Here is a 16,331-nt window from a genome sequence, read left to right on the forward strand (position 1 = left end):
CGGGGGCTTTCCCCGACGACAACGGCATCGACGACAACGGCATCGGTGATCGCAGCAGTCGCGTCCGAGTCCGTCGTGTACGAACGTGCATGAGTTCGTGTACGGGCGGAAACGGAGTAGTACGGCGGCTGCGTACGCGTGCGCGCGAACATGCCGCAGCGCCCGGCGACAGGTGGTGTGTCATCGGGCACCGCGGCATTTCACTGTGATGAGCGTGCCGAACGGGGAGGGCCTGTCGGAGGCCGGTCCGTCAGGACGCGAGGACCTCGTCGAGCAGGGCCTCGGCCTTGTCCTCGTTGGTGTTCTCCGCGAGGGCGAGCTCACTCACCAGGATCTGGCGAGCCTTGGCGAGCATGCGCTTCTCACCGGCGGAGAGTCCGCGCTCGCGCTCGCGACGCCACAGGTCACGCACTACTTCCGCGACCTTGATGACATCGCCGGAGGCGAGCTTCTCCAGATTTGCCTTGTAACGACGGGACCAGTTCGTGGGCTCCTCGGCATACGGCGCGCGCAGCACCTCGAAGACCCGGTCCAGCCCGTCCTGACCGACCACATCACGCACGCCGACGAACTCCGCATTGTCCGCTGGCACACGTACCGTCAGGTCACCCTGGGCGACCTTCAGCACCAAGTAGGTCTTGTCCACGCCTTTGATCTGGCGAGTTTCGATGGCCTCGATCAGCGCGGCCCCGTGATGGGGATAGACCACGGTGTCGCCAACCTTGAACGTCATGTGACAGGTACCCCTTCCGTGGCTATCCAGGGTAACACGGATACGGCGTCTTCTGAATGGCGTTTTCGCAGGTCAGGGCATATCTCAGGGCTTGACAACAGCGACAGGAACGTGCTTCGGCAGGTGTGCGGAACCAGGTATTCGCAGGTCGGAGCGGCTGTCCGGGCGGGGTGAAACGCGTACGTTACACACATCCGGAGGCCCCTCAGAACGGCCGAACATCCACATTTGTCCGGTTCCAAGTGTGCGACTTACGCTACTCCGTTCGGTGTCCGGAGCCGGATACGAGACGAATCCGGAATTGATCACGAGGGGGTCGCGATCAGTCGGCTGATCGGCCTACTCATCGGTACGTTCATCTGTGCGTGATCAATGCGTGATCAATTTCCGGGCGGCCGCGCATTCCTTCACCGAAGATTTGCGGGCCGCGTTATGTGAATGCCGGACGACGAACCGGCCAATGCGGATCGGGAGTCACTCGAGGGGCGTGGGGTACCCCCTGCTGGAGGGAAGCGCGGGCGTTGGGGGAGGGTCGGGTGCGGCCGGTGGGGACCGGCTCGGTAACCTGAGGCCGCTGACAGACACTTAGGGCGGCTTTATAAGGAGGTCGCCCCTGCGTTCAAGGAGTTGCCGCCGCCGTGAGCAGCAGCATTCGACGCGGCGCCCTCGCCGCCTCCGCCATCGTCTTCTCGATCGCCTCGCTCGCCGCCTGTGGCGCCGGCAACGACCCCCAGACCCTGGAGATCAAGCCGGACAACGCGGCCACCTCTGTGGGCGCCATCAAGATCCAGAACGTCACGGTCATCACCCAGCCCGACATGCAGTCCAAGGGCCCCGCCGTGGTCTCCGCCACCATCTTCAACGGCGACACCGTCCACGCCCAGACCCTCGACTCGATCACCATCCCCGGAACCGGCAAGTCCGCCAAGCTCAGCCCGGCCAAGGGCAAGGACCTCACCATCCCGGCCGGCGGCTCGCTGATCCTCGGGGGCAAGGACAACGCCTCCGCCGTGCTGGACAACACCAGCGAGGCGCTCCAGGACGGCAACGCCCAGAAGGTCACCTTCACCTTCAGCCGGACCGGTGACGTGAGCCTGCGCGCCTTCGTCTTCCCGGCCAGGAGCTACTTCGGCGCGTGGGGCCCGAGCGAGATCCCGACCGCGGCGGCCACCGGCTCGCCCGCCGCCGGCGCGACGGCGAGCGACAACTCCAAGCCGTCGAAGCCGTCGAAGGGCAAGTCCTCCCCCTCCCCGAGCGACTCCGCCACCATCGGCTCCACCCCGAGCGACTCGGCGTCGGCATCGGCCACGGCCCACTGACCCGAACGCCCGAAGGGCGGCACCCCGGGAGGGGTGCCGCCCTTCGTTCATCTCGTACGACGGCCGGCTACGACTCGAGCCCCGTCCCCGGCCTGGTTCGATCAGGGCTCGAGCCCCGTCCCGGACGCGCCCCTCGCACCGCTCCGCGGGCTTCGGGCCGCTGCGCCGGACTCCGCCCGGCGGGCACGGCGGACGCCGACCGGCCCGATCAGGGCTCGAACTTGTAGCCGAGCCCGCGCACCGTCACCAGGTAGCGCGGCGCGCCCGGGTCCGGCTCGATCTTCGCGCGCAGGCGCTTGACGTGGACGTCCAGGGTCTTGGTGTCGCCGACGTAGTCGGCGCCCCAGACGCGGTCGATGAGCTGCATACGGGTGAGGACGCGGCCCGCGTTGCGCAGGAGCATCTCCAGCAGGTCGAACTCCTTCAGCGGGAGGTCGACCTTGGAACCGGACACCGTCACCACATGGCGGTCGACGTCCATCCGGACCGGGCCGGCCTCCAGCGCGGCCGGGGTGACCTCCTCCGGCTCGCCGCGTCTGCGCAGCACCGCGCGGATGCGGGCGACCAGCTCGCGCGAGGAGAAGGGCTTGGTGACGTAGTCGTCGGCTCCTATTTCCAGGCCGACGACCTTGTCGATCTCGCTGTCCTTGGCGGTCACCATGATCACCGGGACGTTGGAGCGACCGCGCAGCTGGCGGCACACCTCCGTACCGGGCAGTCCCGGCAGCATCAGGTCGAGGAGGACGAGGTCGGCGCCGTTGCGCTCGAACTCGTCGAGTCCGTCGGGGCCGGTGGCCGCCACGGCCACCTCGAAGCCCTCCTTGCGGAGCATGTACGACAGGGCGTCGGAGAAGGACTCCTCGTCCTCGACGACGAGCACTCGGGTCACGGAAGGACCTCCGGGGCGGGAAGCGTTTCGTACGCAGCGGTTGAGTCGGGGGATGCGGGGGACGGCCCGGCCTCTTCGTCGAGGTCGGGGTGCTGGAGGGCGCGGTCGCGGGCCACACCGGCCTCCGGCAGCCGCAGGGTGAAGGTGGAGCCCTGGCCTTCGGCGCTCCACACCGTGACCTCCCCGCCGTGCGAGGCGACCACGTGCTTGACGATGGCCAGACCCAGACCGGTGCCGCCCGTGGCCCGGGAGCGGGCCGGGTCGACCCGGTAGAAGCGCTCGAAGATGCGCTCCTTGTCCTTGTCCGTGATGCCGATGCCCTGGTCGGTGACGGCGAGTTCGATCATGTCACCGCCGGGCGCGCTGATCCGGCGGGCGGCAATGCCCACGCGGGTGCGGGCCGGGGAGTAGTTGACGGCGTTCTCGACGAGGTTGCCCAGGGCGGCGGCGAGCTGCCCCCGGTTCCCCCAGACGTGCAGGTCGGCCGTGCCGCCGGCGGCCATCGTGATCTGCTTGGTCCCGGCCTGGTGGCGGCAGCGGTCGATGGCCTCGGCGACGAGTTCGTCGACGCGGACGGGCTCGGCGTCCTCCAGGGGGTCGTCGTTCTGCACGCGTGACAGATCGATGAGTTCCTGCACCAGGTTGGTCAGGCGGGTGGCCTCGATCTGCATGCGGCCGGCGAAGCGCTCGACCGCCTCCGGGTCGTCGGAGGCGTCCATGACGGCCTCGGACAGGAGGGAGAGCGCGCCCACCGGGGTCTTGAGCTCGTGGCTGACGTTGGCGACGAAGTCGCGTCGTACGGCCTCGATGCGGCGGGCCTCGGTGAGGTCCTCGACGAGCAGCAGTACCAGCCGGGAGCCCAGCGGCGCGACCCGCGCGGAGACGGCGAGGGCGTCTCCGCGGCCGGTTCCGCGCCGCGGGAGGTCCAGCTCGACCTGCCGTATCTCGCCATCGCGTCTGGTGTCCCGGGTCATCTGGAGCATGGGCTCGACGGCGAGCTTGCCGCCGCGTACCAGCCCGAGGGCGTACGCGGCGGAGCTGGCCTTGACGACGGCGTCGGCCTCGTCGAGCACGACGGCCGACGAGCGGAGTACGGAGAGGACCGTGTCCACTCCGGGCGGGAGTACGGGATCGGTGTGCAAAGAAGTCCTGGTCGGTCGCTTCTGGTCGCGTTCGCTCCAGCGGAACGCCAGCATGGCGATGACACCGGTGAGCACCCCGGCGATCGCTGCCGCTGCGGCGACCGCCGCGTTCACGTCCATGCTTCAAGGTTAGGCACGGGACACCTCCTGGCCACAGCCGTCAGCGTGCGAGCTCGAACACTCGTCGCCCAGAGTTCACCTTGGAGCCAGTATTGGTTCATTTGGGGTGGCAGAAACGGACGCGTACGGGCCGGAACGTGGGAGCGTGGGGTTCGCACCGCCCCGAAGCACACGTACGAGAGGGAACCCTGATGCGGGACGCGTACCACGAGGAACTGGACTCGATCGGCGACGGTCTGGTGGAGATGGCCCGGCTGGTCGGGTCGGCGATCGGACGCGCCACGACGGCCATCCTCGACGCCGATCTCAAGCTGGCCGAAAGCGTCATCGAGGCCGACAAGAAGGTCGACGAGCTCCAGCACGACCTGGAGGCCCGGGCCATAGCCCTGCTGGCCCGCCAGCAGCCGGTGGCGACGGATCTGCGGATCGTCGTCACGTCCCTGCGCATGTCGGCCGACCTGGAGCGCTCCGGCGACCTCGCCCAGCACGTGGCGAAGCTCGCGCGCCTGCGCTTCCCCGAGCGGGCGGTCCCCCAGGACCTGCACGCCACCATCCTGGAGATGGGCCAGCTCGCCCAGCGCCTGATGGCGAAGGCGGCCGAGGTCATCGTGACGAAGGACGTCGACCTCGCCCTCCAGCTGGAGCAGGACGACGACGAGATGGACCTGCTGCACCGCACGCTCTTCCAGCACCTGATCGACGACCGCTGGAAGCACGGCATCGAGACGGCCGTCGACGTCACCCTCCTCGGCCGCTACTACGAGCGCTACGCCGACCACGCGGTCGCGGTCGCCAAGCGCGTCGTCTACCTCGTGACGGGCGAGCACGCGGACGAGATCCAGACGGACATCCAGCCGGTGACGGGAGCGGAGGGGGCGTAGCCCTCCGGGGGCGCGGGCCGGGGGCCTTGGCTGACGCCCTGGGCTTTGGGCTGGCGTCCTGAGGCTGAGCGGCACGCGCATGCGGCTCGGGAAGCTCGTGCCTTGCGAGCCAGTGCCGGCGTCCCGGGCTTTGGGGCCGGCGCCCCGGGGCTGGGTGGCATGCGCCTCCGAGGCTTGCGGTTGGAAGCTCCAGGCCTCGCGGGCTGGGCCTCAAGGCGTCGTGACTGCAGCCCAAAGCTCACGCTTGGCCCCAGGGCCGGCGCCCTGGGCCGGGGTGGACCGGTGCCCTGGGCTTGAGTTTGCAGCCCCGGACCGGGTGGGCTCGTGCCCTGGGACTGGATGGCTCGCGCCATGCGACTCCGAGGCTTGCGGTTGCGGCTCGCGGGTCCGCCACCCGGAGCCCCACGGCCTGCACCCCATCGCTCCACGACCCGCACCCCGCGCCCGGGAATCCCACGGACCCGCACGCCCACGCCCCACGGACCCGCGCCCCCACGGCCCGGCAATCCCCCCGGGCCCCCACCCCCACCCCTCACACCTCACGGCCCGGCGCTGCAGAGTTCGCCGGTCGGGGGCTCGAAGGTCGTCGGCAGGGGGCGCGGGCGCCACTGTGCGCCGTTGATGCGCCTGCCGGGGCGGGCATGAAATGGGCAAAGGCACCAGGCCCTATCCACTGGGAGGAACCATGGCCGAATCCCCCAGCACCACGCCCGACCCCACGCAGCAGCACGACACCGAGCAGCCCGCCGACCTCAGGAACCTCCCGCTCATCGCCTCCTGCGGCTGCGGCTCGGGGTGCGGCTGCGGGTGCCAGTCGGGCAGCCCGTGCCAGTGCGGCTGACGGCGCCTTCCGACAGGGAACTACGAGGGCCCCGGTGATCATCGATCGCCGGGGCCCTCGACGTGCGCCGCGGCGAGGCCTCCAGGAGTCGCTCCCGCCGGATCGCGGGCGCAGCATGGAAGGCGGAGCGGAAAGGACGCGAGGAGGTGTGAGGCCATGCCCCGGTTCATGGACGTGCATCACGGGATGAAGGGCATCACCGCCGACCAGCTGCGGCAGGCGCACAAGGCCGACCTGGCCATCGAGGGCGAGGAGAACGTCCACTTCGAGAAGGCCTGGGCGGACCCGGAGTCCGGCACCGTCTACTGCCTCTCCGAGGCGCCCTCGGCCGAGGCGATCCAGCGCATTCACGAACGGGCGGGGCATCGCGCGGACGAGGTGCATCCCGTGCCGCTGACGGCCTGACGATCGCACCGGAAGGGGACCGTGCGGGGGCCCCTGGCAGCCGTGCCCGAGCGCGGCGGCCAGGGGCTTTGCGAGCTCTCAGGCGGTGCTCCTGCTCTGCGCTTCCGCCTCGGCGATCGTCTGGGCCTCGGTCTCGGCGAGGGCGATGGCGAGGCCGAACGCCTCGGCCATGTGACCGGCGGCGGACATGACGCGGGCCGTGCCCACCACGGGGGCGATGGCGACGAGGACGTCCTGCAACTGCTCGGTGCTCAGGTTCGCGTCGGCCGCGGCACCGGCATGAGCGAGGTAGGAGACGGCGGGCGCGTCCATGGCGACGAGCGCGGCGATACGGGTCAGGATGAGCGTGCCCGCGTCCAGGCCACACCGTTCGATCGAGTCGAGCGTCATGGCGGTGAGTGTGTCGAGGACAGGGGCGTCCGATGCGGTGGCCATTTCTCGACCGCCTTTCCCTCAGGTGGAGCCGACCCTTCGGAAGGTACGAGCCCGGGGCGGCGTCCGGCCTCACCCTCCCCGGGTGACCCGGGTGAGTCGTGCACCCCAGGCGTCCGTGAAGATCGAACAATGCGCGCGAAAGGTCATGGCGTGGATCCTCCTGGGCGCATCGGCAGAGGTCGGTCGACACCCCTCCGACCGGCTTGACCTGCGCTCTGAGCCGACTCACAGGTTTAGGATCAGTAAAGAGGCTTCCCCTCGGCCACGCCTTGTTGAATCCTTAAGATTCATAAATGGGGATTACTTGTGAAGATCAGTGATCCTCCGGCGCGCACTCGGACAGCGGGTGCCCACCGCTCGTCGACCGAGCGGCGGATCGCCGCCATCCATACGGCACTCGACGCCGTGACCGCCTCGACAGAACGTTTCTTCAGGGCGGCTTCACCGCACGCGGCATCCGGCACCGCGGCTGTCCGATTCAGGAACGGACGGTCGTCCATCAGTGGTGCCGTCCGTCGGTCCGGGCTTGCCCGCGAACCGGCCCGAAGAGGGGGGATCACCATGCGCATCCGCGCACTCGACACTGAGGTCACGTCAGACTCCGTGCGATTAGGGGGCGTTCACCAGCAGCGATGGCGACGGTGTGGTGTTCGACACATCGTCAGTCCGGACGCCGTCGGTGACGCGCCCCGCACCGGCGCACAGCCGACGTCCGCCGCCGCGCCTCTGATGCGGCCCTGGCCTGCTGAGAGCTGATGACGTGTCACCCGGACGCGTTGCGCGAGGTGGTCGAATCCGCTCACCGCGCGCACGGTTCCGGCCACCTCGCAGCCGTCTCACGGACGGGGAGCGTTTGCATGCGAAGTGCAAACTGTGCTTTCTGTGTGAAGGAATCGTGTCTGATCCCTTGGATTCCATCGCACTTCGCGTCACACATGGCGCATCTCGTTGATTCTGGTCGCTCGTTGGGTGGGGGCCCTCTCTATGTCGAGCTTCTTCGACGCATTCTGGTCATGGCTGGTACAGGCCGTCGGTGAGACATCCTGGCGGGACGTGATGCCCCTCGGCATCGCCGGCGTCTTCGTGTGGGGGCTGTGGCTGTACCGAGCGGTGTTGTCCCGGTTCGCCAGACCCGTGGTGAACGACTTCCGCACCACCACCTCGGTCGTGGTGCCCGCCTACCGGGAGGACCCGGAAATCCTCCTGGACTGCCTGGAGACCTGGCTGGCGCAGGATCCCACGGAAGTGATCATCGTTCCGGACGTGGAGGACCACGAGGTCCTCCAGCGGTTGTCGCAGGTGACGGACCCGCGGGTCCGGGTGCTCGCCTTCGAGCACCGCGGCAAGCGCTCGGCCCTGGGGGTGGGCATCCGGGCGGCGACCGGTGAGGTGGTCGTCCTGGTCGACTCCGACACCCGCTGGGAGGCCGGACTGCTGGACGCGGTGCAGATGCCCTTCGCCGATCCCGCGGTCGGCGGCGTCGGCACCCAGCAGAACGTCTACCAGCGCCGCTCCAGCGTCTGGCGGCGCATAGCCGACTGGCTGGTCAACCTCCGCTACTACGACTACGTCCCGGCCATGGGCCGCGCCGGCGCCGTCGCCTGTCTCTCCGGCCGGACCGCGGCGTACCGGCGAGCCGCCATCACCCCCGTGCTCACCAACCTCGAGGACGAGTTCTTCCTCGGCCGCCGGTGCGTCGCGGGCGACGACGGCCGGCTGACCTGGCTGGTGCTGGCCTCGGGCTACAAGACGGTCCACCAGTCCTCCGCGCGTGCGCTGTCGATGTTCCCCTCCTCCTTCCGGGCCTTCGTCAAGCAGCGCGTGCGGTGGAGCCGCAACTCCTACCGCTGCTACCTGACCGCCCTGTACAAGGGCTGGCTTTGGCGCGTACCACTGGTCACCAAGATCACCGTGCTCCAGATCCTGCTCACCCCCGTCACCATGGGCATGGCCGTCGGCTATCTCCTCTTCAGCCGTCTCGAACTGACGGGGCGGGGCATCGCGCTGGCGTTGATCTGGCTGCTCGTCGGACGTGGCGTACGCGGCTACTCGCACCTGCGCAGGCATCCGCAGGAGGTGCTCCTGCTGCCGCTGCTCGCGCTCGTGGTCGTCATGATCTCGCTCCCGATCAAGCTGTTCGCCTTCTTCACCATGAACAAGCAGGGCTGGCTGACCCGCAACAGCACCACCGTCGGCGGCGAGGGCCAGGACTCCGCATCGCTGGGCGGCACGACGCCGAACAACGCCGCATCCGGTATGGGGGCTCTCCAGTCATGAACCGCCTCAGTCCCGCACTGCGTACCGCCGCCGCCCTGCCGGTGGCCGCCGCGCTCCTGCTGCTCACCCAGGCCGTCCCCGCCTCAGCCGACGGCAAAAACGATTCCCCCGGGCAGCAGTTCACCACCGAGGAGTCCGAGACCCAGGCGGCACTGGTCGCCGCCGAGGACCACCGGCTCGACCAGGTCCGCGCGGTGTCCGCGGTCGCCCCGCTGAAGGACCTGCGGTACACCAAGCCGTACCGGACCGAGACCACCGGCGGCTACACCCTCGTACTGACCCGGCGCAGCAAGCCGTACACCGTCGCCGATCTGCTCCAGCTCGCGCCGCAGACCTTCGTGCGCAAGCCCGACGGGTCGTATCTGCTGACGGAGAACATCTACCTGAACTCCGGGGCCAAACTGCGGCTGTCCAACCCCGGCGGGCTGAACCTGCACATGGCCAGCAACCGCCAGGGCTTCGTCTCCATCGTCTCGTTCGGCGGCCGGATCATGATCGACGGCGCCGCTCAGGCACACGTCAAGGTCAGCAGCTGGGACCCGCAGAAGAACAGGCCGGACACCGACGTCCGGGACGGGCGGGCCTACGTCCGCGCCATCGGCGGCCAGTTCTCGATGAGTTACGCCGACGTCTCCGACCTGGGTTTCTGGAGCGGCCGCACCGGCGGGATCAGCCTCACCGGGACCGACCGGCCCAACACCGGCAGCCTCACCGGCCCGGACGACCCCACCGACGACGACGGCCAGCTCAGCAGCAGCGGCGTGCTGACCGGGCCGTCGGGCAAGCTGACCACCCCGGACAGCCGCTTCACCACTCCCCAGCTGTCCTACGTGTCGGCGGACATCAGCCACTCCACCGTGTCCGGCAACGAGTACGGGGTGTTCGCCTCCGGCGCCACCGGCGTCACCATCGAGTCCACCACCATCGAGAAGAGCCGGCAGGACGGCCTCGTACTGCACCGCTTCGTGACCAACGCGATCGTCGAGAAGACCACGTCGCGGGAGAACGGCGGCGACGGTTTCGTGATGGCCCGGGCCACCCAGCAGGTCCGCGTGACCGGTTCCAAGTCGCTGGGCAACGGCGGCAACGGCTTCACCGTCAGCGGCCAGCCGCTGGCCCACGGCCCCTCGGCCTCCGGCCAGCCCACCAGCAGCTACGGCTCCAACTCGGTCTCCAGCAGCACCGCCGAGGACAACGGCCACTACGGCATCGAGGTCGTCGGCGGCACGGACGTCGGCGTGCAGGACAACACCGTGGTCGGCGGCGACATGGGCATCGTCGCCCGCAAGGACGCCGAGAAGGTCGCCGTCACCGGCAACCACCTGATCGGCCAGTCCCGGCAGGGCATCTCGGTGCGCGACGGCGTGACGGGCGCCAAGGTCACCGGCAACATCGTCGAGAAGGCCGACACCGCCGTCTACGTCCGCGACTCGGTCGCCGAGGTGCGGGGCAACACCGTCGAGGCCGCCGGCAACCACGGCGTCTCCCTGGTCGGCGGCATCGACGGCTCCACGGTCTCCTACAACGTCATCGCCGGTGTCGGGCCCAGCGCGGTCGACAGCTCCCGTGCCCACGGCGGCGTCACCATCAGGGAGAACCAGACCTTCGCCTGGTACGACACCAGTTCGTTCTGGGTGAAGTTCCGGCACTACGCCAGCCCGATGACCCTCCTGTGGACGGGTATTCTGCTGCTCATTCTGTTCTCCGCGGCCCTCGGCCGGCGCGGCCGTCGCACGCGCGGGCAGGTCGGCAGCCACCCGTACCTGGACAAGGCGCCGCTGCCCAACGACAACGTGCGTGAGATCCCCCGTACCGAAACGGGACAGGAGCGGGTTCCGGTGATGTCCGAATGAACGCGGCGAACCGAGCGGTGTGGCTGGCGGGAGCGGCCCTCGCGGTCGCGGTCGTGGCCCTGGTCGTGGCCCTGACCGCCGGCGGCGACGGGGACTCCCCGCGTGCGAAGGCGAGTCCGGCGAGCAGGGCCACGACCGCCCCGGGCAGCGCCGGCGAGGAGCCGTCCGCGCCCGCCACGGGCCCGATCGCCACCGCGGACCCCGCCACGCCTCAGGCCACCGGCTCGGCCGAGGCCTCCGCCGACGCGCTGTCCTGCCCCGCGGCCACCGTCGAGGTCGGCGACACCCGATCGCTGGAGGACGCCCTCGACGGCGCCATGCCGGGCGACGTCATCCATCTCGCCGACGGCCGGTACGAGGGCAAGTTCACCGCCAAGGCCGCGGGCACCGCCGACAAACCGGTGTGGGTCTGCGGCGGCCCCGGCGCGGTGATCGACGCCGGCGGCGTCAAGGGCGGCTACGCCTTCCACCTCGACGGCGCCGACTACTGGCGGCTGATCGGCTTCACCGTGCGCAACGGCCAGAAGGGAGTGATGGCGGACAAGGTCCAGCATGCCGTCATCCAGGGCCTGACGGTGGAACAGATCGGCGACGAGGCCATCCACCTGCGCGACTTCAGCTCGGACAACGTCGTCCGCGACAACACCGTCCGCGGCACCGGACTGCGCAAGCCGAAGTTCGGCGAAGGCGTGTACATCGGCTCCGCCGACTCCAACTGGTGCACGGTCACCCACTGCAAGCCGGACAACAGCGACCGCAACGTCGTGAGCGGCAACCACATCAGCGCCACCACGGCCGAGGCGGTCGACATCAAGGAAGGCACCACCGGCGGCATCGTCACCCGCAACACCTTCGACGGCTCCGCGCTGTCCGGGTCGCACGACGACTCCTGGGTCGACGTGAAGGGCAACCGCTGGACGATCTCCTTCAACACCGGCAGCCACAGCAACGAGGACGGGTTCCAGACCCACGAGATCCGCGACGGCTGGGGCAAGGACAACACCTTCAAGGGCAACGTCGCCCACGTGGACGGCCCGGGCTACGGCTTCCACTTCACACCCGTCAACGGCAACAAACTGACCTGCGACAACAAGGCCACGGGCGCGGCGGAGGGCCTCGCCAACGTCGCCTGCGCCTCCTGACGCTTCCTTCCGTTTCTCTTCCGTCACGCAGGGCCCGCCGCTCGGTGGGCCGCCGCGGCGGCCCGCCACACCCGAAAACACCCTGGAGATGATCATGGCAGCCACCACCGGCGCGGCCTCTCCCCGGCTCACCGTCATAGGCACCGGCTACCTCGGGGCCACGCACGCCATCTGCATGGCCGTCCTGGGCTTCGACGTCCTGGGCGTGGAGATCGACCGGAGCAAGGTCGACAGGCTCAACTCCGGTACGGTCCCCTTCTTCGAGCCCGGGCTGCCCGAACTGCTCGCCAAGGCAGTGGACTCGGGCCGGCTGCGCTTCACCACGAGCTTCGCGGAGGCCGCCGAGTTCGGCGACGTCCACTTCCTGTGCGTGGGCACGCCCCAGCAGCAGGGATCGGAGGCGGCCGACCTCCGGTACGTGGACGCCGCCGCCACCGAACTGGCCCGGCACCTGCGCCGCCGCACCCTGGTGGTCGGCAAGTCCACGGTGCCCGTCGGTACGGCCGCGCGCCTCACCGAACTCGTCCAGCGCATCGCGCCCGCCGGGGACCAGGTGGAACTCGCCTGGAACCCCGAGTTCCTGCGCGAGGGCTACGCCGTGGACGACACCCTGCGCCCGGACCGGCTGGTCTTCGGCGTCGCCTCCGCCTGGGCCGAGGAGCAGTTGCGCGCCGCCTTCGCCCCGGTCATCGCCCGGGACACCCCGGTGGTCGTCACCGACCTGACCACGGCCGAACTGGTCAAGGTCGCCGCCAACTCCTTCCTGGCGACCAAGATCTCGTACATCAACGCCATGGCCGAGGTCTGCGAGGCCACCGGCGGCGATGTCACCGGCCTCGCCGAGGCGCTGGCGTACGACGACCGGATCGGCGGCCGCTTCCTCAGGCCCGGTCTCGGCTTCGGCGGCGGCTGCCTGCCCAAGGACATCCGGGCGTTCGCCCACCGTGCCGAGGAGCTCGGGGTCGGCCAGGCCGTCGCCTTCCTGCGCGAGGTGGACGGCATCAACCAGCGTCGGCGCGCCCGTACCGTCGACCTCGTCCGCGAGCTCGCCGGCGGCGACCTCACCGGGGTCCGGGTGACCGCCCTCGGCGCCGCCTTCAAGCCCAACTCCGACGACATCCGCGACGCCCCGGCCCTGGACGTGGCCACCACGCTCCACCGGCTGGGCGCCCACGTGACCGTCGTGGACCCAGCCGCGACCGACAACGCCCGGCGCAGCTTCCCCGAGCTGTCGTACGGCACCGACGCGCTGTCGGCCGCGGCCGGGAGCGACGTGGTCGTCCTGCTCACCGAGTGGAACGAGTTCCGGCTCATCGACCCGGAGGCGATGGGCGCGGTGGTCGGCCGCCGCCGCATCGTGGACGGCCGGCACGCGCTGGACCCGGTGAAGTGGCGCGCGGCGGGCTGGGAGTACCGGGCACTGGGGCGGCCGTAGCCGACTCGGGGGTCCGGGGACCGTTTGGTGCGGCTCGGTAAGCGGTCTGGGGTGCGGCTCGGAGCAGTCCGGCCGCGGCTGGGGGCAGTCCGGGCGCGACTCGGGGACGGCTTGGGGGATGATCTGCCGCATGACCAAGAAGGCGGCAGACCTCGTGCTCGACGACGACGGGTGGACGGAGCGTTTGGGATGGGCGTACGGCTTGATATCGCCGAGCCCGGCCGAACGCTCCGCCGCCCTCGACCGCCTGGCTCACGCCCGGGCGGTGACGGATGCGGCTCGCGCCCGTGTCAACGACGCCTGGCGCCACTCGCCCATGTGGCTGTTGCTCACCGCGCGGGGCCGGGCAGCCGCACAACGGTCCTATGACGAGGCCGCGAGCCGCTGCCTCCCGGAAGCGCTGTGGAACGGGCACGGCCACGTCGGGGACCTCGGCACCTGGCCGGGACTGCCCTTCGCGCTGCTCTTCCTGGAGTGGGAGGCCCGTTTTCCACAGGTGTGGACGGCGCACGCCAAGGCATGGGGGACGAAGGAGTCCCTGATCCGCGACATGGCGAAAATCGGCCACCATCCAGAACCGCGGGCGAGGCTCGTCGACCTCCTCGACGTCATCGTCCGGCGGCCCTACCGGTGCAAGGACCGCGAGTACGTCCGGGTGGCCCGGGCGGTGGACGGGGACGAGCTGCGCACCCGGCTGACCGGGGCCCGCGGCTCCGAGCAGCCCTGGGCACGGCTGCACGCCGGTTATGTGCTGTGGCTCCTCGACCACCCCGAGATCCCGAACACGCGGCACGTGTGGACGACATGGCTGGCCCGCGAGCGGGAGCGGGAGCTCACGTAGGAGGTCGGCCACCCCTGCCCCGGCCGTCCCGGGCAGTACCTTGACCGTCATGGCCACCCAGATAGTCACCCTGGTCGGTGTCCTCATCGGCGCCCTGACGTCCTACCTGGCAACCGCGACCGCCGAGCGGGCGAAGTTCCGGCGCACGATGGCCACCCGCTGGGACGAGCGGAAGCTCGACACCTACATCGAGTACATCTCGTGCGTCAAAGAACTCATGCGAGCCTCCCGGGAAGCCCTGCGGGCCCGGGACCGGGGCCAGGACACCGGCGAGCCCCTGGCCGAGATGGACGCGGTCGAGGCCAGGCGGTCGATCCTCTTCGAGCGCTTCATCCTCCTGAGCGACAAGGCCGCCGCCGACGCCGCCCACACCGTCAACCAGCGGGCCTGGGAACTGCTCCGGGTCACCCGCGACCCCACCAACGGCGAATCCGCCCTCGCCGACGTCCCTCTGGTCACCGCCCTCAACACCCTCCACGACGCGGCCCGAGCGGATCTGGCGATAGGACGCCGCTTCTGAGTAGCCGTACTCATGTGCGGCACGGCCCGTGACGGAACCGTGGTGGGCATGAAGCCCCCCAGGAAGCCTCCGCCCGGTCAGCAGGCCGGACTCGGCGTGGCGCTGCTCCTCATCGACCTGCTGGTCATCGCCTGGTTGCTGTACGGCTACGGGATGACCGGTTGGGCCGACAGCTACGACGGCGTCAACGCACCGGGGGCACCCAAGGTCGCGCGGCAGGCGATGTGGCTGCTGCTCGGCGGCGCGGTCGTCACGGGCGGCGGTCTGCTCGCCCTGCGATGGCGCATCTCCGGCACCATCCAACTGATGACCCTGGCGGGTGCGGCCGGGCTGTTCGCCCATCTGGCCATCCGCTCGTAGCGTGCGTCCGCGGGATCACGCCTCGGACCTCAGGCCTCGGGATCGAGGCTGAGGCGCAGGCGGACATACCTCGCGCCACCGGGGCCGGGCCGGTGGTGCCCGTCGGGCTTCCACCCGTGCCGGGCGTAGAAGGCCTGGCCTCGGCTGTTGCGCTCCCATGCCTCCAGTACGCCCGCGCCCAGCGCTCCGTCGCGGAGGAACCGCACGAACGCCGCGTGCAGGCAGCTGCCGATGCCTTGTCCCCAGAGGCCGGGGCGGACGTGGATCTGGTAGAGCTGCCCCACGGACGTGGCATCGACATCGGCTTCGTAGGGCGGGCCCATCGCCAGGACGCCCACCATCTCGCCCTCGCGCTCCGCGCACAGGACGGTCCTGTCCTCGGCCCGCACGGCACGCAACCAGGCCTCCCGCCGGCCGGCGCGCACGTCGGGGGAAGTGAGCTCGGCGTCCGACACCCCGCCGGCCCGGTAGTACGCCGTGCGGGCCAGCGTGTGCAGGTCGGTGATCCTGTCGACGTCGTCGGGGTTCGCGGTTCGCAGGTCAGCCTGAGAAGTCGTCACGGTTACCTGACGCGGCCCGGACGTGGTCCGGTTCTACAGCTTGGTCATCTTGGCGTACGGGCTCAGGATCCGCCTGCGCGTCGAGCCGAAATCCACGAGCGCCGCGATTCCGTCCTCGATGCCGATCACCCGTCCGAGGCCGTACATGTCGTGTGTGACCTGGTCGCCCACGGCGAAGTGCTTGGGGGCCGGTGCGACCGGGGCTTTGAAGGGGCTGGTGGGCAGATGGCGCTTGGGCGCGGCAGACTTGGTCATTGCACTCAGTATGCGCTTCGAACCGCGCCGGTGGCCGGGTCTCAGGGACATGAGTAGTCGATCGTTAGACTTCGCTCCAGCAAGAGCCGGCCCCGCCGACCCGTCGGCGGACGGGCGGGCTCGGGAGGGCTCGGGCGGTTCGGCCCCCTGGGCGGCCGAACCGCCCGTACCCTTCATGCTGTCTACGGCGTCACATAGCGGGCGCCAAACACTGGAGGCAATACCCCGTGCTGATCGCTCAGCGTCCGTCACTGACCGAAGAGGTCGTCGACGAGTTCCGCTCCCGGTTCGTGATCGAGCCGCTGGAGCCGGGCTTCGGCTAC

17 protein-coding genes are annotated in these 16,331 nt (G+C 70.0%); 11 read left to right on the forward strand and 6 right to left on the reverse strand.

Translation table 11 applies throughout. The features are described from left to right. Positions 1 to 250: 250 nt before the first annotated feature. The gene (locus ACFY01_RS33640; RefSeq protein ID WP_003953493.1) at positions 251 to 733 is read right to left on the reverse strand and encodes a CarD family transcriptional regulator; all 483 of its coding nucleotides are present in this window, start codon (positions 731 to 733) and stop codon (positions 251 to 253) included. A 638-nt stretch (positions 734 to 1,371) separates the two neighbouring features. On the opposite strand from ACFY01_RS33640, the gene ACFY01_RS33645 reads away from it, so the two are divergent. Beyond that, complete coding sequence (locus ACFY01_RS33645) at positions 1,372 to 2,052, forward strand: DUF461 domain-containing protein (RefSeq protein WP_390739542.1); 681 nt, start codon at positions 1,372 to 1,374, stop codon at positions 2,050 to 2,052. A 208-nt stretch (positions 2,053 to 2,260) separates the two neighbouring features. Here the strand turns inward: ACFY01_RS33645 and ACFY01_RS33650 are convergent, their stop codons facing one another. Together ACFY01_RS33650 and ACFY01_RS33655 are read right to left on the reverse strand one after the other, a co-directional pair. Next, positions 2,261 to 2,941, reverse strand: a complete 681-nt coding sequence (locus ACFY01_RS33650) for a response regulator transcription factor (protein ID WP_010358452.1) — start codon at positions 2,939 to 2,941, stop codon at positions 2,261 to 2,263. Further along, positions 2,938 to 4,203: a sensor histidine kinase gene (locus tag ACFY01_RS33655; protein WP_390739543.1), complete on the reverse strand. Its 1,266-nt coding sequence runs from the start codon at positions 4,201 to 4,203 to the stop codon at positions 2,938 to 2,940. Before ACFY01_RS33655 ends, ACFY01_RS33650 begins: the two co-directional genes overlap by 4 nt. 191 nt (positions 4,204 to 4,394) lie before the next feature. Between ACFY01_RS33655 and phoU the strand changes: the two genes are divergently transcribed. The 3 genes from phoU (at position 4,395) to ACFY01_RS33670 (ending at position 6,330) form a co-directional block, all read left to right on the forward strand. Further along, a complete protein-coding gene (gene phoU, locus ACFY01_RS33660; protein WP_390739544.1) occupies positions 4,395 to 5,084 on the forward strand; it encodes a phosphate signaling complex protein PhoU in 690 nt (229 codons plus the stop codon). A 685-nt stretch (positions 5,085 to 5,769) separates the two neighbouring features. Then, entirely contained in the window at positions 5,770 to 5,925 is a 156-nt protein-coding gene (locus tag ACFY01_RS33665) for a hypothetical protein (RefSeq protein WP_361455242.1), read from the forward strand. A gap of 156 nt (positions 5,926 to 6,081) precedes the next feature. Beyond that, positions 6,082 to 6,330 carry an SCO4226 family nickel-binding protein gene (locus tag ACFY01_RS33670; RefSeq protein WP_390739545.1) on the forward strand — a complete coding sequence of 83 codons (249 nt, stop codon included), beginning with the start codon at positions 6,082 to 6,084 and terminating at the stop codon, positions 6,328 to 6,330. Between the two features lie 78 nt (positions 6,331 to 6,408). On the opposite strand, the gene ACFY01_RS33675 is transcribed toward ACFY01_RS33670, so the two are convergent. After that, positions 6,409 to 6,765 carry a carboxymuconolactone decarboxylase family protein gene (locus ACFY01_RS33675; protein ID WP_390739546.1) on the reverse strand — a complete coding sequence of 119 codons (357 nt, stop codon included), beginning with the start codon at positions 6,763 to 6,765 and terminating at the stop codon, positions 6,409 to 6,411. A gap of 984 nt (positions 6,766 to 7,749) precedes the next feature. Between ACFY01_RS33675 and ACFY01_RS33680 the strand changes: the two genes are divergently transcribed. The 7 genes from ACFY01_RS33680 to ACFY01_RS33710 all read left to right on the forward strand — a co-directional run bounded on the left by ACFY01_RS33680 (position 7,750) and on the right by ACFY01_RS33710 (position 15,193). Continuing rightward, the gene (locus ACFY01_RS33680) at positions 7,750 to 9,042 is read left to right on the forward strand and encodes a glycosyltransferase family 2 protein (protein ID WP_390739547.1); all 1,293 of its coding nucleotides are present in this window, start codon (positions 7,750 to 7,752) and stop codon (positions 9,040 to 9,042) included. After that, positions 9,039 to 10,895 (forward strand): right-handed parallel beta-helix repeat-containing protein, encoded by a 1,857-nt coding sequence (locus tag ACFY01_RS33685; protein ID WP_390739548.1) that lies wholly within the window; start codon positions 9,039 to 9,041, stop codon positions 10,893 to 10,895. The genes ACFY01_RS33680 and ACFY01_RS33685 overlap by 4 nt, the downstream gene beginning before the upstream one ends. Next, entirely contained in the window at positions 10,892 to 12,037 is a 1,146-nt protein-coding gene (locus ACFY01_RS33690; RefSeq protein WP_390739549.1) for a hypothetical protein, read from the forward strand. Before ACFY01_RS33685 ends, ACFY01_RS33690 begins: the two co-directional genes overlap by 4 nt. Before the next feature lie 94 nt (positions 12,038 to 12,131). Next, complete coding sequence (locus ACFY01_RS33695; RefSeq protein WP_390739550.1) at positions 12,132 to 13,472, forward strand: UDP-glucose dehydrogenase family protein; 1,341 nt, start codon at positions 12,132 to 12,134, stop codon at positions 13,470 to 13,472. A 130-nt stretch (positions 13,473 to 13,602) separates the two neighbouring features. After that, on the forward strand, positions 13,603 to 14,313 hold the full coding sequence (locus ACFY01_RS33700; protein ID WP_390739551.1) for a hypothetical protein: 711 nt from the start codon (positions 13,603 to 13,605) through the stop codon (positions 14,311 to 14,313). Between the two features lie 49 nt (positions 14,314 to 14,362). After that, positions 14,363 to 14,833 carry a hypothetical protein gene (locus tag ACFY01_RS33705; RefSeq protein WP_390739552.1) on the forward strand — a complete coding sequence of 157 codons (471 nt, stop codon included), beginning with the start codon at positions 14,363 to 14,365 and terminating at the stop codon, positions 14,831 to 14,833. A gap of 48 nt (positions 14,834 to 14,881) precedes the next feature. Further along, entirely contained in the window at positions 14,882 to 15,193 is a 312-nt protein-coding gene (locus ACFY01_RS33710; RefSeq protein ID WP_390739553.1) for a hypothetical protein, read from the forward strand. A gap of 29 nt (positions 15,194 to 15,222) precedes the next feature. Here the strand turns inward: ACFY01_RS33710 and ACFY01_RS33715 are convergent, their stop codons facing one another. Continuing rightward, entirely contained in the window at positions 15,223 to 15,753 is a 531-nt protein-coding gene (locus ACFY01_RS33715; RefSeq protein ID WP_390739554.1) for a GNAT family N-acetyltransferase, read from the reverse strand. 33 nt (positions 15,754 to 15,786) lie between these two features. Then, positions 15,787 to 16,008 carry a hypothetical protein gene (locus tag ACFY01_RS33720; RefSeq protein ID WP_390739555.1) on the reverse strand — a complete coding sequence of 74 codons (222 nt, stop codon included), beginning with the start codon at positions 16,006 to 16,008 and terminating at the stop codon, positions 15,787 to 15,789. Positions 16,009 to 16,331: the final 323 nt, after the last annotated feature.

This window comes from Streptomyces sp. NPDC001480, assembly GCF_042894725.1.
Lineage (GTDB): Bacteria > Actinomycetota > Actinomycetes > Streptomycetales > Streptomycetaceae > Streptomyces.

Bases quoted from the DNA above. Each gene is read 5' to 3' on its own strand.
- ACFY01_RS33695 (WP_390739550.1), top strand. From the start codon at position 12,132: ATGGCAGCCACCACCGGCGCGGCCTCTCCCCGGCTCACCGTCATAGGC.
- ACFY01_RS33640 (WP_003953493.1), bottom strand. From the start codon at position 733: ATGACGTTCAAGGTTGGCGACACCGTGGTCTATCCCCATCACGGGGCC.
- ACFY01_RS33675 (WP_390739546.1), bottom strand. From the start codon at position 6,765: ATGGCCACCGCATCGGACGCCCCTGTCCTCGACACACTCACCGCCATG.
- ACFY01_RS33665 (WP_361455242.1), top strand. From the start codon at position 5,770: ATGGCCGAATCCCCCAGCACCACGCCCGACCCCACGCAGCAGCACGAC.
- ACFY01_RS33700 (WP_390739551.1), top strand. From the start codon at position 13,603: ATGACCAAGAAGGCGGCAGACCTCGTGCTCGACGACGACGGGTGGACG.
- ACFY01_RS33685 (WP_390739548.1), top strand. From the start codon at position 9,039: ATGAACCGCCTCAGTCCCGCACTGCGTACCGCCGCCGCCCTGCCGGTG.
- phoU (WP_390739544.1), top strand. From the start codon at position 4,395: ATGCGGGACGCGTACCACGAGGAACTGGACTCGATCGGCGACGGTCTG.
- ACFY01_RS33670 (WP_390739545.1), top strand. From the start codon at position 6,082: ATGCCCCGGTTCATGGACGTGCATCACGGGATGAAGGGCATCACCGCC.
- ACFY01_RS33710 (WP_390739553.1), top strand. From the start codon at position 14,882: ATGAAGCCCCCCAGGAAGCCTCCGCCCGGTCAGCAGGCCGGACTCGGC.
- ACFY01_RS33690 (WP_390739549.1), top strand. From the start codon at position 10,892: ATGAACGCGGCGAACCGAGCGGTGTGGCTGGCGGGAGCGGCCCTCGCG.
- ACFY01_RS33720 (WP_390739555.1), bottom strand. From the start codon at position 16,008: ATGACCAAGTCTGCCGCGCCCAAGCGCCATCTGCCCACCAGCCCCTTC.
- ACFY01_RS33705 (WP_390739552.1), top strand. From the start codon at position 14,363: ATGGCCACCCAGATAGTCACCCTGGTCGGTGTCCTCATCGGCGCCCTG.
- ACFY01_RS33680 (WP_390739547.1), top strand. From the start codon at position 7,750: ATGTCGAGCTTCTTCGACGCATTCTGGTCATGGCTGGTACAGGCCGTC.
- ACFY01_RS33655 (WP_390739543.1), bottom strand. From the start codon at position 4,203: ATGGACGTGAACGCGGCGGTCGCCGCAGCGGCAGCGATCGCCGGGGTG.